11 protein-coding genes and 1 pseudogene are annotated in these 15314 nt (G+C 70.5%); 10 read left to right on the plus strand and 2 right to left on the minus strand.

Translation table 11 applies throughout. From position 1 onward, the window contains the following. Positions 1-77: 77 nt before the first annotated feature. Positions 78-608 (minus strand): RAD23 family protein, encoded by a 531-nt coding sequence (locus tag FHS38_RS32625; protein ID WP_184739826.1) that lies wholly within the window; start codon positions 606-608, stop codon positions 78-80. 33 nt (positions 609-641) lie between these two features. Between FHS38_RS32625 and FHS38_RS32630 the strand changes: the two genes are divergently transcribed. From FHS38_RS32630 to FHS38_RS32645, 4 genes are all read left to right on the plus strand, one after another. Continuing rightward, positions 642-1379 carry a response regulator transcription factor gene (locus FHS38_RS32630; protein ID WP_184739828.1) on the plus strand — a complete coding sequence of 246 codons (738 nt, stop codon included), beginning with the start codon at positions 642-644 and terminating at the stop codon, positions 1377-1379. Further along, the gene (locus FHS38_RS32635; protein ID WP_184739830.1) at positions 1376-2812 is read left to right on the plus strand and encodes a sensor histidine kinase; all 1437 of its coding nucleotides are present in this window, start codon (positions 1376-1378) and stop codon (positions 2810-2812) included. Before FHS38_RS32630 ends, FHS38_RS32635 begins: the two co-directional genes overlap by 4 nt. A gap of 178 nt (positions 2813-2990) precedes the next feature. Then, entirely contained in the window at positions 2991-4457 is a 1467-nt protein-coding gene (locus FHS38_RS32640) for a cellulose binding domain-containing protein (protein ID WP_184739850.1), read from the plus strand. 107 nt (positions 4458-4564) lie between these two features. Continuing rightward, complete coding sequence (locus FHS38_RS32645) at positions 4565-5554, plus strand: lytic polysaccharide monooxygenase (RefSeq protein ID WP_184739832.1); 990 nt, start codon at positions 4565-4567, stop codon at positions 5552-5554. A 159-nt stretch (positions 5555-5713) separates the two neighbouring features. On the opposite strand, the gene FHS38_RS32650 is transcribed toward FHS38_RS32645, so the two are convergent. Then, complete coding sequence (locus tag FHS38_RS32650) at positions 5714-5968, minus strand: hypothetical protein (protein ID WP_221495637.1); 255 nt, start codon at positions 5966-5968, stop codon at positions 5714-5716. Between the two features lie 127 nt (positions 5969-6095). Here FHS38_RS32650 and FHS38_RS32655 point away from each other — a divergent pair, with 127 nt between their 5' ends. The 6 genes and pseudogenes from FHS38_RS32655 to FHS38_RS32680 all read left to right on the plus strand — a co-directional run. Then, on the plus strand, positions 6096-7067 hold the full coding sequence (locus tag FHS38_RS32655) for a cyclase family protein (protein WP_184739834.1): 972 nt from the start codon (positions 6096-6098) through the stop codon (positions 7065-7067). Between the two features lie 151 nt (positions 7068-7218). Beyond that, a complete protein-coding gene (locus tag FHS38_RS32660) occupies positions 7219-10098 on the plus strand; it encodes a SpoIIE family protein phosphatase (protein ID WP_184739835.1) in 2880 nt (959 codons plus the stop codon). Positions 10099-10209: 111 nt separating this feature from the next. Further along, entirely contained in the window at positions 10210-11748 is a 1539-nt protein-coding gene (locus FHS38_RS32665; protein WP_184739837.1) for a sugar ABC transporter ATP-binding protein, read from the plus strand. Continuing rightward, positions 11745-12797 (plus strand): ABC transporter permease, encoded by a 1053-nt coding sequence (locus tag FHS38_RS32670; protein WP_184739839.1) that lies wholly within the window; start codon positions 11745-11747, stop codon positions 12795-12797. Before FHS38_RS32665 ends, FHS38_RS32670 begins: the two co-directional genes overlap by 4 nt. A 45-nt stretch (positions 12798-12842) precedes the next feature. Then, complete coding sequence (locus FHS38_RS32675; protein WP_311775308.1) at positions 12843-13994, plus strand: substrate-binding domain-containing protein; 1152 nt, start codon at positions 12843-12845, stop codon at positions 13992-13994. Positions 13995-14698: 704 nt separating this feature from the next. Beyond that, a pseudogene (locus FHS38_RS32680) lies at positions 14699-14989 on the plus strand (transposase); the annotation flags it as partial. Positions 14990-15314: the final 325 nt, after the last annotated feature.

Here is a 15314-nt window from a genome sequence, read left to right on the forward strand (position 1 = left end):
CCCCTTCACATCAGCGTCAGCATCAACGCGCCAACCACATCACAGGGGTCTGACATCCCTGGCAGTGACCGATGGGGTCAGCTCTCCACCGTCTGGACCTGGGGTGGGTGCCCGTTCCAGGTGACGAACACCGAAGTCGTCTTCGTGCCGGCCACGAAGTCCACCCGGATCCAGGCGCTTTGCTTCCACACCCGCATCTGCCACCCCTCGTCCGGCGTCGCCGAGACGAGCGTGGCCGAGTTCTCGCCGAGATCGAAGACTGCTCGCCCGCCCCGGACCGCGTAGCTCTTCACCTCGGTGGCACCGGACGGCGGTTGAGCATCGGGCCGGCGCGCGGCCTCGCGCGTGGGTGTGGGCGTGACACGTGTCGCGGACGGTGCCGTGGTGGCCGGGCGGGAGGGAGACACCGGGGGTTCGGGGCCACGGGTGGAGGAAGCCGACTCGCCTGCTGTCGGAGCCGCCGCGCCGGAGATCGGAAGCGCGCGCGGCGGCTCGTAGGCCGTGCCCGCCAGGACGGTCCGTACCCCGTACCAGGACACGGCCATGGCGGCCGCGGTCGCCAGCGCCCACAACAGGACCTGCATGATTCCTCGCCTCACCTGGCTCATAGTGCCTCACCCGAATGGCGTACGGTGCGGCCCATGGCAAGACTGCTCGTAGTCGAGGACGATCCGTTCGTGCGCTCCGCCCTCATCCGGCAGCTGACCGAGGCTTCGCACACCGTCCGCAGCGTCGGAACCGCTCTCGAGGCGTTGCGCGAAGTGGCACAGGTCGGCTTCGACCTGGTCATCCTCGACCTGGGGCTGCCGGATCTCGACGGGGCGCAGGTCCTGAAGATGCTGCGCGGCATCACCGATGTGCCGGTCATCGTGGCCACCGCACGGGACGACGAGGCGGAGATCATCCGGCTGCTGACCGACGGCGCCGACGACTATCTGGTCAAGCCGTTCTCCGTGGCGCATCTGACCGCGCGCATGGCCGCCGTGCTGCGCCGGGCGGGCAGGGGTGGCGCGCCCGGCGAGGCGGTGCCGTCCGGAGCGCTGCGGGTCGGTGGGCTGTCGGTCGACCCGTTACGTCGGCTGGCGGAATTGGACGGTGGGGCGCTGGACTTGACCCGGCGCGAGTTCGACCTGCTCGCCTATCTGGCCGGCCGCCCGGGGGTCGTCGTACCGCGCAAGGAGCTCCTCGCCGAGGTCTGGCAGCAGTCCTACGGTGAGGACCAGACCATCGATGTGCACTTGTCGTGGCTGCGCCGCAAGCTGGGCGAGACTGCCGCCAGGCCGCGTTATCTGCACACCGTCCGCGGGGTCGGGGTGAAGCTGGAGCCTCCGGAGGGGCCGCCCTCGGTGCCGCCGGAGGCACCCTTGGAGCAGGCGTGAGATGGGCACTCATCAGGGTTTCGCTGGCCGTCACCGTGATGGTGGTGCTGGCCTTCGCCGTGCCGCTCGGGCTGGTGGTCAAGGAGTTGGCCCGGGACCGGGCCTTCGCCGACGCCGAGCGACAGGCGGCCCAGATACGCCCCGCGCTCGCCATCACCACCGACCGCGAGCAGTTGGAGCGGGCGGTCGCGAGCTCGCAGGCCGGTGGGGACGGGCGGATGGCCGTCCACGTACCGGGCAACGGCAGTACCCGGCAGGGGGCCGGTGCTGATTCGCGCGAGGTGCACGGCACGCACGAGGCGTACGACATCGGCCGACGCCGGGCCGACCCGCGCGACGTGGAGACGGCCCGCCGTGGTCGCTCCGCCGTCACCTCGGTGCCCGGCGGTTACGCCCTGCTCCAGCCGACGGCCTTGAGCACCGGCGAGTTCGCGGTGGTCGAGGTGTACGTGCCGCACCGCTCGGTCGGCAACGGGGTCACCACGTCCTGGGTGATTCTCGCCGGTGTGGGCCTCGGCCTGGTCGCCGGTTCCCTCGCCACCGCGGACCGGCTCGGCCTGCGTCTGGTGCGCCCGGCGGAGCGGCTCGCGAAGGCCGCCGCCGAGCTCGGGGAGGGGAAGCTGGGTGTGCGCGTCCGCGAGGGCGGTCCGGCGGAACTGCGCGCCGCGGCCGTCGCGTTCAACTCCATGGCCGACAAGATCGTGCAGCTTCTCTCGCATGAGCGAGAGCTCGCCGCCGATCTCTCGCACCGGCTGCGTACCCCGCTCACCGTTCTCCGCCTGAACGCGGCGTCGCTCGGCGAAGGCCCGGCCGCCGAGCAGACCCGCGCCGCCGTCGCGCAGTTGGAACGCGAGGTCGACCAGCTGATCTGCGCTGCCCGTGAGCAAGGCGAACGCACGGAGCGGCCCTCGCTCGGCTGTGATGCCTGCGAAGTGATCCGTGACCGGATGGACTTCTGGTCCGCGCTCGCCGAGGACGAGGGGCGTGCGGTACGGCTCGCGGGCGTCGACGCGACCGTACGGGTCCCCGTCGCCCGTCCCGAACTCGTCGCCGCACTGGACTCGATGCTCGGCAACGTCTTCCGGCACACCCCCGAGGGCACCGCCTTCGCGGTGGATGTGCACCACAGCGAGGACGCCGTGATCGTGCTCGTCTCGGACGCGGGCCCGGGCATCGCGGACCCGGACGCCGCGTTGCGTCGCGGCCATGGCGACGGCGGCCCCGGCTCCACCGGCCTCGGCCTGGACATCGTGCGCCGGGTCGCAGAGTCCACAGGTGGCGACGTACGGATCGGGCGGTCGGTGCTCGGTGGGACGGAAGTACGCGTGTGGCTCTCGCTGGGCGGAGGAGGCAAGCCGCGACGTCGTGAACGGCGCCGCCGGATACGTCGCTCCGGCGCGGGACGCGAGACGGGCGGCCGGCGGGACTCCTGAGCCGGCTCGCTCACCGGCTCCCGTCGCCCGGCCGGCCCCGCTTCTTTAACCGCCACCCATGCGTTTCTTAAGCCCGCCATAAATAGCGGGGCCCGGCTCACCATTCGACGATTGGTCCGATTCGTTCTCGCTAGCGTGCTGCCGCGTCACCCCCCAACACATGACAGGCAGGTACGCGATGGGTTCCTCCGCACATCGCCGACGAGTGAGCCGCAAGGCGAAGCTGGTCGGTGCCGGCATCGCCGTGACGCTGGCGACGGGCGCCGCGTTCACGCTCACCGGTACGGCCAGCGCCGCGTCCGTCGGCGCGACCTTCTCCCGGACCAACACCTGGACGGGCGGCTACACCGGGCAGTTCGTGGTCACCAATGACACGGCCGAAGAACAGTCTCACTGGACGTTGACGTTCGAGCTGCCTGAAGGCACGAAGATCACCTCGCTGTGGAACGGCAAGCACACGGTCAGCGGCCGGAGCGTCACCGTCGAACCGGAGAGCTGGAACGGGACCATCGCCCCCGGCAAATCCGTGACCGTCGGATTCGTCGCGGCCGGGGACGGAACGGCCGGCTCCCCGGTCACCTGCCGGATCACCAACGGTAAGTGCTCGCCGGCCGACTCCCCCGGCCCGCAGCCCACCACCGCGCCGACGTCCGAAGCCACCTCCAAGCCGACGTCGAAGCCGACGTCCAAACCGACGTCCAAGCCGACGCAGCCGCAGCCGACCGCGAGTTCACCGGCTCCGGGTGGCAGGAGCACCGCCTTCTCCCCGTACGTCGACACCCTCCTCCACCCCGCGTACGACCTCCTGGCCACGGCCAAGAAGACCGGCGTCAAGAACTTCAACCTTGCCTTCATCACCTCCGGCGGCGGTTGCACCCCCAAGTGGGGCGGTGTGAGCGACATCGACAGCAACCCTGTGGCTCAGCAGATCGGTCCGCTGCGCCAGGCGGGCGGCGATGTGCGGGTCTCCTTCGGCGGCGCTGCCGGCTCCGAACTCGGCCTCGCCTGTTCCTCTGCCAACGAGCTCGCCACCGCGTACGGCAAGGTGGTGGACGCGTTCAAGCTCACCAAGGTCGACTTCGACGTCGAAGGGAGCGCACTGCCTGATACGGTCGCCAACACCCGGCGTGCCCAGGCCATCGCCCTGCTCCAGAAGAAGCACCCCGGTCTCGACGTGTCCTTCACCCTGCCGGTGATGCCCACGGGCCTCACCCAGGACGGCGTCAACCTGGTGGAGAACGCCAAGAAGAACGGCGTGTCCATATCCACGGTCAACATCATGGCGATGGATTACGGATCGTCCTTCAACGGCGACATGGGGCAGTACGCCATCGACGCGGCCACCGCGACACAGGCACAGGTCAAGGGCGTGCTGGGACTGAGCGACAAGGCCGCGTGGAAGGCACTGGCGGTCACCCCGATGATCGGCGTCAACGACGTGGCCACCGAGATCTTCAAGGTCGACGACGCGGCCCAACTGGTGGCGTTCGGCCGGTCCAAGGGGATCGGCTGGCTGTCGATGTGGTCCGCCACGCGCGACAAGCAGTGCCCGGGCGGTGCTCAGAACTCCGCCTCCGCGACCTGCAGCTCGGTCCTGCAGGACGAGTTCGCCTTCACGAAGGCCTTTGCCGCCCTCCGGGGCTGACGCGCTTCCCTCTTCCCCCCACTCACCCCCCACACCGCCCCGCACGCACGGCACCCCCCACCTCGCGCCGGCGTGCGGGGCACCCCCTCACCCACAAGGAGACCCCCATGCGCATGCGTCACCAGGCCGTACGGATATCCCTGGTCGGTATCGCACCCCTCGCCCTCGCCGTGCTGACCGCCGGCCCGGCCGCGGCGCACGGCTCCATGACGGATCCCGTCAGCCGTGTGTCCGCCTGTTTCGCCGAGGGGCCGGAGCATCCGCGCTCGGCCGCCTGCAAGGCGATGGTCGCCGCCGGTGGCACCCAGCCGCTCTACGACTGGAACGAGGTCAACATCGGCGACGCCGCCGGGCGCCACCGCCAGATCATCCCGGACGGCAAGCTGTGCAGCGCCGGACGCGACAAGTACAAGGGCCTGGACCTGCCGCGCGCCGACTGGCCGGGGACGAAACTGGCTTCGGGAAAGCACACCTTCCACTACCGGGCGACGGCCCCGCACCGCGGCACGTTCGAGCTGTACATCACGAAGGCCGGTTACGACCCGAAGAAGCCGCTGAAGTGGGCGAACCTGGAAGCGAAGCCGTTCGCCAAGGTCACCGACCCCACGCTGAAGGACGGGAGCTACGTCTTCGACGGCACTGTCCCGAAGAGGTCCGGCCGTCACCTGATCTACAGCGTCTGGCAGCGCTCCGACAGCCCCGAGGCCTTCTACACCTGCTCCGACGTGGACTTCGGCAAGAAGGCGTCGACGACAAAGGCACTGGCACCAGCCGCGTCCGCTCCCAGCGACGAACAGATCACCGAGGGGGCCGGAAAGTCGACGGTCGACCACGGCGGGCACGGTGGTGACGGACCCGGCGACGGCGGACACGGCGAAGGACTGCACGCCAAGAGCGGGCCCGCCGAGGGCGGACACGAGCCCCGCTCCGCGGCGAAGGCGGCCAACGCCCCATCCGCCCAAGGCGGGCGTCTCGCCGAGACGGGCGGTGACAGCCGAACGGCCGTACTGGCTGTCGGTGGCGCCGGGGTCCTGGCAGCCGGCTCCGCCACCCTGATGCTGGCCATGCGACGACGCTCCGCCCGCAACCACGGCTGACACCGTCCGGCGGCCTGCCCGGTGCCGGACCAACGCCCCCGCAACGGAGGGCACCTGGCACCGGGCAGGCCGCCCGTCAGGCCCTCGTGCCACGTCGACCGAGGCGACGCCGTCATGTCACCTGGCGGGCGCCGGGTGGACAACAGGTGGACAACGGGCTCAGCGGTAGTCGTCTTCGTTCAGCTCCACCACCCGGGCCTGCTCCGCCCGGTCACGCTCGTCGGCGGAGTCGGGATCGCCATCGGCAAGAAACGCATCGCACTGCGGAGCCGGGTAGGCGCGTTGTTCTGCCGAGTCGGCCGCCAGTACGTCGATGTCGGCAGCGCCCTCGACCTCGAAGGTGTCAGGGTCTGTCGGGTCTACGGGCACGGTCGCCTCCTGGCAGCTCAACTGTGTGATCTCGCCAGAGTGCATGTCCACCACAGCACCGACCGCAGCAGTCCGAGTCGCCATTTCACCCGTGCGGAGGAGATCATCGGATGGAGAGAACAGCCCGCCCTGCCGCCTCGCACAACAGCCCCCTCGGAGCGCTGAGCAGCAGATGAGCAATCCCACCGATGAACCGACACCGACTCCGCCGTCGGCCACCGTCCGTAACGGCCCGGTCGTCTCCCGTGAGGAGTTCGACGCGCTTTTCGCGACGGTCCGCACGTGGGGCCGATGGGCGCCCGCCGACCGTGGGGCCTGGAACCGGGTGACCGCGGACCACGTCCGGCGGGCCACCGCCCTGGTCCGGTCGGGGACCGTCGTCCCGATGGGGCGTCCGTGGGACACCGTCTCAGGCCCGGACAACGGCAAACCGGCGTTGCATTACATGTCCGATCTCGGTGACGTCGAGCCTCCCGAGCCCTCCACCCACAAGGATTTCATCGGCGCCGACTACCACGGCAAAGGCGTCAGCCATCTGGACGCGCTGTCCCACATCGCCTACCGCGGGCGGCTCTACGACGGCGGTACGGCGCGGGAGCTCGTGGGCGCCGGTGGAGCCCGCTTCGGTGACGTCTCGGCGCTCGGCCCTCTGGTGACCAAGGGGGTGCTCCTCGACCTGCCCGCCGTTCTGGGGAACGCCTGGCTGGAGCCCGGACAGGCGGTGCGTGCCGCGGACGTCGTCGCCGCGGAGGCGGCGCTCGACGTGAACATCGGCGAGGGCGACGCGGTGCTGCTCCGGGTCGGCCGTTTCCGCCGCCGCCGGGAACTGGGCGCCTGGGACCTCGACGCGGCCGGCGCGGGCTTCCATGTGGACGCCATGCCCCTGCTGGCCGAACGCGGCATCGCCCTGCTCGGCAGCGACGGCGACAGCGATGTACGGCCCTCGCCGGTCGAGGGCCTGAATTCACCGGTCCACGCGCTCGCCGTCGCCGCGATGGGGGTACCGCTGCTGGACAACCTCGACCTCGAAGCGCTCTCCGTCGCCGCCGCCGAGACGGGGCGCTACGAGTTCCTACTCCTGGTAGCCCCCTTGAACATCCCCGGCGGTACGGGCTCGCCCGTCAATCCGATCGCGGTCCTGTGACACCTGCGACTGCGTCACGGAGAGTGCCGACGTGCCACCCATGTGCGATCAGTGCCGTTATGTCGGCAAAGTTCTAAAATGGAACAACCGTGCAGCCGCTCCGACGCAGGGGTGGCCATGGCCGCACGCACCGACGAGGGAAGTGGTCCGGATGGGGCTCGTGGCGGAGGACATCGGCCCCGCACTCGCCCGTGAGCAATTCCTCGACGGGGGGTCGGTGGAGGGCGCTGTGCGCAGCCCGATCCTGAGTTCGTGGCAGCGGTCCCGGTCACTGGGGCTCTCACCGGACGGATGCGAGCTTCCCTTCACCCAGGATCTCGATCTGGACGGCCGCCTCGTCCACGCGGCCACCCCCGTGCTGGACCGGCTGCGGGCCATGTTCAACGGCAAGAACATGAACGTGGCCCTCGCCGATGAGCGCGGGGCAGTGCTGCAACGCCGTTTCGGCGAACCCTCCATGGTCCGGCATCTGGCCGCGATCCAAAGCGTCCCGGGCTTCGTGTTCGCCGAGGAGTTCGGCGGGACCAACGGCATCGGGCTGGCGCTCGCGGAGAGGCGACTGATCAACATCTACGGCGCCGAGCACTTCGCCGAACGCTCCCAGTCCAACGCGTGTTCGGCGATTCCCGTCCGGGACCTGCTCAGCGGCCGCATCGAGGGAGTCCTCTGCTTCGGATATCCGCACACCGATGCGGATCCGGCGCTGGACCTCGTGATCCGTAAGGCTGCCGGCGTGATCGAGCGTCGGCTGCTGGAGCAGAGCTCCGTACGCGAGCGCGCCCTGCTGCAGGCGTACCTCGACGCCCGGGGCCTCGTGCCGGCCGGCGATGCGGCAGGCAACGGCCGGCTGGGCGAGCTGGGCGCGAGCGGGCTGGACTGGCGTGACCAGATGATCCTCAAGGAGAAGGCCACCGAGCTGATCTCCTCGGCCCAGCGCGCCGCCGTCGAAGTGTCCCTGCCCGGCGGCAGGCGGGTCACCTTGTTGAGCCGCCCGGTGACAAGCGCCTCCGGAGTGGAGGGCGTCGTCATCGAGGCGGTCCTCCCCTCGGGGCACGAACGCCTCGCCGTCTCCACCGAGACCGACGCGCCCTCCGGCCTCCTGACGCAGCAGGCCCTCACCCCCACCGTTCCGCCGCTCGGGCATCTTCCCGGCCTCGCACCCGGCCGGGAAGCCACGACGGCCCGCCCGCCGCGCGCCCCCGACGGCTCGGGCACGCCCGGGGTCGGAGAACGAACCGCCGACGGTGCGACCAGCGGACTGGTACTGGTCGGCGAGCCGGGAGTGGGGCAGTACGCCGTGGCGGCCCGCCGCCGCCTGGAGCTGCTGTCCGAGGCCAGCACCCGCATCGGCACCACCTTGGACGTGAGCCGCACCGCCCGGGAACTCGCCGAGATGGCCGTCCCGCGCTTGGCCGACTACGTCACCATCGACCTTCCCGAGGCAGTGCTGCGCGGCGAGGAGCCGACCGACCCGGGCAAGGACCTCCACCGCACGGTGGTCCACGGCATCCGCGAGGACTGCCCCTTCTATCCCGCCGGCGAGCGGGTCGACCTCCAGCCGGTCACACCCCAGCTCCGCTGTCTGACCAACGGGGAGGCCGTACTGGAACCCGATCTGAGGTCCGCCTCGGGCTGGATCGCCCAGGATCCCGTGCGCGCCCGGCGCCTCCTCGACCACGACCTCCACTCCCTGATCACAGTCCCCCTCCTCGCCCGCGGCATCGTCCTGGGCATAGCGAGCTTCTACCGCGCGCGGGACCCCGCCCCCTTCGGGGACGACGACCGTTCCCTGGCCCAGGAACTCGCCACACGCGCGGCCATCTGCATCGACAACGCCCGCCGCTACACCCGCGAACACACCATGGTCCTCGCCCTGCAGCACAGTCTGCTGCCGCACGGCTTCCCCGAGCAGAACGCGGTAGAGGTCGCGCACCGCTACATGCCGGCCGAGTCCGGCGTCGGCGGGGACTGGTTCGACGTCATCCCCCTCTCCGGCACCCGTGTCGCCCTCGTCGTCGGAGACGTCGTCGGCCACGGGCTGCACGCCGCCGCCACCATGGGCCGACTGCGTACCGCCGCGCGCAACTTCGCCGAGCTGGACCTCCCTCCCGACGAAGTCCTCACCCACCTCGACAATCTCGTGGGGCGCCTGGACCGGGAGGAATGCGGCGAGGACCCCTCGAACGGCAACACCGGCATCATCGGCGCCACCTGCCTGTACGCCATCTACGACCCGACCTCGCAGCAGTGCACCATGGCCCGGGCCGGGCATCCCCCACCCGCGCTGGTCCGCCCGGACGGCACCGTCATCTTCCCGGAGCTGCCTGCCGGCCCGCCTCTGGGGCTGGGCGGCCTCCCCTTCGAAACCGCCGAATTCCACCTTCCCGAAGGCAGCCAGCTGGTCCTCTACACCGACGGGCTCATCGAGGACCGCGACCGTGACTTCGATACGGCCCTGGAGCAGCTACGCCGGGCCCTGGCGTCCCCGAACCGCCCGCCCGAGGAGACCTGCCAGGCAGTCGTCGAGGCCGTGGTACCCGACCACCCCGCCGACGACATCGCCCTGCTCGTCGCCCGCACCCACACCCTGGACCCCCAGCGGATCGCCACCTGGGACCTGCCCGCCGACCCCGCCCTCGTCTCCACCATCCGCGGCTCCGTCACCCGGCGGCTGACCGAATGGGGACTGGACGAGGTGGCCTTCGCCACCGAACTGCTGCTCAGTGAGCTGGTCACCAACGCCATTCGTTACGGATCCGACCCCATTCAGGTGCGTCTGCTCTACGACCGCACGCTGACGTGCGAGGTCTCCGACACCAGCAGCACCGCCCCGCACCTGCGCCACGCGGCCACGACCGACGAGGGCGGTCGCGGTCTGTTCCTCGTCGCGCAGCTCTCCCAGTCCTGGGGCACCCGCTACACCGCCGACGGCAAGGTCATCTGGGCCGAGTGCGCCCTGGAGGTGCCCGGAGGGAAGGCCGGACCCGCTGAGGTGTATTTCGACAACATCGACGACATTCCCGCAATCTGACGGCCCATCCGGCATCGAAGCCGGAAGGGGTCATGATATGACGGACATGCGGTAGATGATCCTGACAGGTCCTGCGGGAAGAACCGAAGAGGCAGACTCCCGGAGGAGTCCGTGCACGACGCTCCTGACATCAATCCCCTCCCGGGCCGTGACCCGAAGCCTCTCGTCCGCATACGCGGTCTCAGCAAGCGGTTCGGGGGCACGCTCGCCCTGGACACGGTCGACCTCGACATCGGATCCGGCAGCATCCTGGCCCTGCTCGGTCCCAACGGCGCCGGAAAGTCCACCCTCATCAAGGTGCTCGCGGGCGTGCACCACGCGGACGAGGGCGAGGTGACCGTCGCCGGGCATCCACTTGGTACCGAGGCGGCCTCCCACGCCATGTCCTTCATCCACCAGGACCTGGGACTGGTCGGGTGGATGACGGTCGCCGAGAACATCGCCCTGGGCACCGGATATCCGCGCCGGGCGGGGCTGGTGTCGTGGCGGCGGACCCGTCGGCAATGCGCCGAGGCCCTGGGCATCGTCGCCGTGCACCTCGACCCGGACGCCGTCGTCGCGGACCTCACACGGGCCGAGCGCTCCCTGGTGGCCATCGCCCGCGCGCTGTGCACGCGGGCCGAGCTCATCGTCCTGGACGAGCCGACCGCGAGCCTCCCGGCGGCGGACTGCGTCCGGCTCTTCGACGTCCTGCACACCCTGCGCGACCACGGCCATGCCATCGTCTTCGTCACCCACCGGCTCGACGAGGTGTACAAGGTCGCGGACACCTTCGCCGTCCTGCGCGACGGCCGCCTCATCAGCCACGGCCCGCTCGCCGACCACGGCCCTGCCCGGCTGGTGCACGACATCGTGGGGTACGAACCGGGCGGCTACCGGCTCGCCGCCCCCACCACGGGACCCGCCGTCCTGAGCCTCGAGCGCGTACGGACCGAGCACACGGGACCGGTCAGCCTGCACCTGCGCGCCGGTGAGGTCCTCGGCATGGTGGGCCTCACCGGCGCCGGGCACATGGAACTGGGCCGCTCCCTCGCCGGCACCCGGCCGATCATCGAGGGGCGGGCCCTGCTCGACGGCCGGCCGTACCGGCCGGGCACGGTCGCCGCCGCTGTCGACGCCGGCATCGGCTTCGTGACCAGCAACCGTCAGGAAGAGGGATGTGCCCCCGAACTGACCGTGCGGGAGAACTTCCTGGCCAACCCCAGGGCAGGGGGGCCGCCGGGCAAGCGCTGGATCAGCCCCGGGCGCGAGCGCGCCGAGGCCACCGCCCTGATCGAGCGGTTCTCGGTGCATCCCCGGGACAGCGAGGCCCCGATCGCCACCCTGTCCGGAGGAAACCAGCAGAAGGTCATGATCGGCCGGTGGCTCGGGCTGAGCCGAAAGCTGCTGATCCTTGAGGAACCGACCGCCGGAGTGGACGTCGGCGCCAAGGCCGCGATCTACGGCCTGCTCCAGAACGCGCTGGCCGACGGCCTCGCCGTGCTACTCATCTCCACCGACTTCGAGGAGGTCGCAGACGTGTGCCATCGAGCCCTGGTGTTCGTCCGCGGGACCGTGACAGTGGAGCTGAGCGGCGACGCCCTCACCGTCACCGCACTGGCCGGCGCCGCCTCGAACATGGACGCCCTCACCGGGACGCCGAGGCGGTGACCCCCTCACGTGCCCCCTCGCCCCGTCCCCCGCTGGGCCGCCGGTTCGGACACCTCATCGGCGCCTACGGCCTCCTGGCCCTCGCCGCCCTGCTGTTCCTGACCTTCTCCCTCACACTGCCGGACACCTTTCCCACTCTGGACAACATCTCCGCCGTCCTGTCCAACCAGTCGGTCACCGCGATCCTCGCGCTCGGCGCGACGCTTCCCATCGCCACCGGCAAGTTCGACCTGTCCATCGGCTACGGGATCGGCCTCGCGCACGTCACGACGATGCAGCTCATCGTCACCGAAGGATGGTCCTGGCCCCTCGTCTGTATCGTGGTGGTCCTCGGTGGGGCCGTCGTCGGCGCCGTCAACGGTGTCGTCGTCGAATTCGCGAGGATCGACTCCTTCATCGCCACCCTCGGCACCGGCAGCATCATGTACGCCTTCACCGGCTGGATCACCGACGGGGCCCGGATCGTCCCCGGCCCGCACGGGCTGCCGGCCGGCTTCACCGCCCTCTACGACTCCAGGTTCCTCGGCCTGCCGGTGGCCGCCTTCTACGTCCTCGCCCTCACCGCCGTCCTGTGGCTGCTCCTGGAACGGCTGCCCTTCGGCCGGTACCTGTACGTGATCGGGTCCAACCCCCGCGCGGCCGACCTGGTGGGCATCCCCTCCCGGCGCTACATCGTCTGCGCCTTCGTCGGCTCGGGCCTGGTCGTCGGCGTCGCCGGTGTCCTGCTCGCCGCGCAGCAGCAGATCGGCAACCCCAGCGTCGGCATGGACTACCTGCTTCCTGCCTTCGTCGGCGCTCTGCTCGGCTCCACCGCCATCAGACCCGGTCGCGCCAACGCCCTGGGCACCCTCGTCGCCGTCACCGTCCTCGCCATCGGCCTCGTCGGCATCGGACAGCTCGGCGCCCAGTTCTGGGTCACCCCGCTGTTCAACGGCACTACCCTGCTCATCGCCGTCGGCCTGGCCGGCTACGCCGCGCGCCGGCAACTGCGCCAACGACGGACGGAACCCTCCCGGGCACCCCATCCCCCGCCCGAAGCCGCCTCGTGACTCCGGCTGCCCCGCCCCACCGACATCCCTCCGCGAGGAGTGCCCGTGCACACGAACCGCAAGACCGTCCTGGGGGGCGCGGTCGTACTGGCAGCGGCTGCCTCCCTCGTCGTCGGCTGTGAGCGCGGTTCGTCGACCGGCGCCGCGCCCCGGCCCACGGGGCCGACGAAGGCCGGCTGCCCTGCCGCCCTGGCCAAGGCCGAAGCGGCCGTTCGGCAGGCCGAGAAGACCGACTCCGCGTGGCAGGGCCCCACCACAGGCCCCCGTGCGGTCTCCGGCAAGAACATCGTCTATGTCGCACAGACCATGACCAACCCCGGTGTCGCGGGCGCCGCCAAGGGGGTGCGGGAAGCCGCGCGAACCCTCGGCTGGAACGTCCGGGTGATCGACGGCCAGGGCACCCCCGCCGGGATCCAATCGGCGTTCAGCCAGGCCATCGCCCTCCGGCCGTCCGGCATCGTCATCGGTGGCTTCGATCCGCGCCTGACGTCCCAGCAGGTCGCGCGGGCCAACGCGCAGCACATCCCGCTCATCGGCTGGCACGCGGTCGACTCCCCCGGTCCGAGCAAGGATCCCGAACTCTTCAGCAACATCACCACCCGCGTCGAGGACGTCGCGAAGATCAGCGCGGACTGGATCACGACGCACTCCCACGGCGACGCCGGAGTCGTCGTGTTCACCGATGCCTCGATTCCGTTCGCCAGGAACAAGTCCGAGCTGATCAAGAAGGGCATCGCCGCCTGTTCCGGCGTGAAACTCCTGGCCGAGGAGAACATCCCGATCTCGGACACCAGCAGTCGGACCGCCCGTGAGGTGTCCGCGCTGCTCTCCCGCTTCGGGGAGAAGTGGACGCACTCCGTCGCCATCAACGACGTGTACTTCGCCGACGCCGCCCCGGCCCTGCGCGCCGCCCGCAAGAAGGGCGCCGCGCCCCCCTTCAACATCGGCGCGGGCGACGGCGACCCCTCCGCCTTCCAACGCATCAACAGCAGGCAATTCCAGGCAGCCACCGTCCCCGAGGCACTCTCGGAGCAGGGCTGGCAGATCGTCGACGAGTTCAACCGCGCCTTCTCCGGCGAACCCGCCAGCGGATATGTCGCCCCCGTGCACATCGCCACGGCCGCCAACAGCGGCGGCGTCACGACGTGGGATCCGCCCGGGTACCGGGCGGCGTACCGGAAGATCTGGGGCAGGTGATCAAGGGCGCTGAAAGGCCCTCACAAGCTCCGTTCGAAGGCTCTGGGGAGAATCTGGGGAGAATGAAACCTGGCCGGTTTCGGGTCCCCCCTCGCGGGCGTCGCACCACTCCCGGTCCGCCCCTGTCAGGAGGTCGTTGAGGTCCTACGCGGCCATGGCCAGTGCGGTGGGGTCGAGCCATCCGTCGAAGGCCTTGCGTCCCTTGCCTCCGGACTCGGGCATGACGTGGGCATAGTGGTCCAGCGTGATCGTCGGTTCTCGCGCTCGGGCTCCGGGCCGCCCCAGGGCAGCTCGACCTCCACCGCGGGATACTCCACGAAGTACTCGGCCAGCGCCGAGGCGACCGACCTGGGCATGTCGACGACGCGCGCCTTGCCGCCCTTGGGCAGGGTGAAATACATGCGGCCGCCGAGGAGCTGGACCTGGCGCCGAACCCATAGGACTCCCCTAGCGAAGTCGACGTCCTCTGGCGGCAGGCCGAGCACCTCGCCCTGCCGCAGCCCGCAGCCCAGTGCGAGCACGACATCAGCCGCCACATGCAGCATCGCCTGGGGAAGGAACCTTCACCGTGAGGCCGGGCCGACCCCCTTGGACCACCGGAAGAGCGGTGCAGCCCGGACCCCACGAGTAGCGTCGACACGCGCTGGTGGTCTCCTGGCGCACTTAGACCGTGTCCTACGTGGTGAGGCGGACGTTGACCGGTCATGGGGCGGGGAACGTGGTACTGGATCGTGCCGGACGGGCTGTGGGCGATCGCGAAGCCGCTGATCCCACCGTCGAAGGTCCGGCCACAGGGCGGACCGACACAGGACACGCCTGATGAGACGGTGTTCGCCACGATCGTCTACGTGCTGGTCAGCGGCTGCGCCTGGCGGCCCCTGCCGCCGTGCTTCGGCATATCAAAGTCGACCGCCAACCGCCGGTTCCTGATCTGGTCGCGCGCCGGCCCCGATGCAGGACTACCTCGCGCCGGCGTGTGGGGCCGCCTGCACGAGGGCGAGAACCGGGCCTGACTTGAGGCCCGCCATCGGGTAACCAGATCCTTATCGGAAGCGGCGTCGTCATCCAGCACGAGGACGGTCGTGGCCTGCTCGCCCACCACGCCAAGACCGGGCACTGGATGATACCCGGCGTTCATGAGGCAAGTTGCGTTGTCGGGCAACGAGGTGTCGGCTGCTTCGCGGCCTTGGGGACCAGTGGAGCAGCCGATGTCGGTTGCTCCACTGGTCCCCGAGGCCGGGCTCGGAGTAGGGACGCGGAGGGCCCCGCACGGAACCGGGAGGTCGGGGGTTCACGTGCGGGGCCGCTCACGGGGTGTGG

Source organism: Streptomyces netropsis, from assembly GCF_014203545.1.
GTDB classification, from domain to species: Bacteria; Actinomycetota; Actinomycetes; order Streptomycetales; family Streptomycetaceae; genus Streptomyces; species Streptomyces netropsis.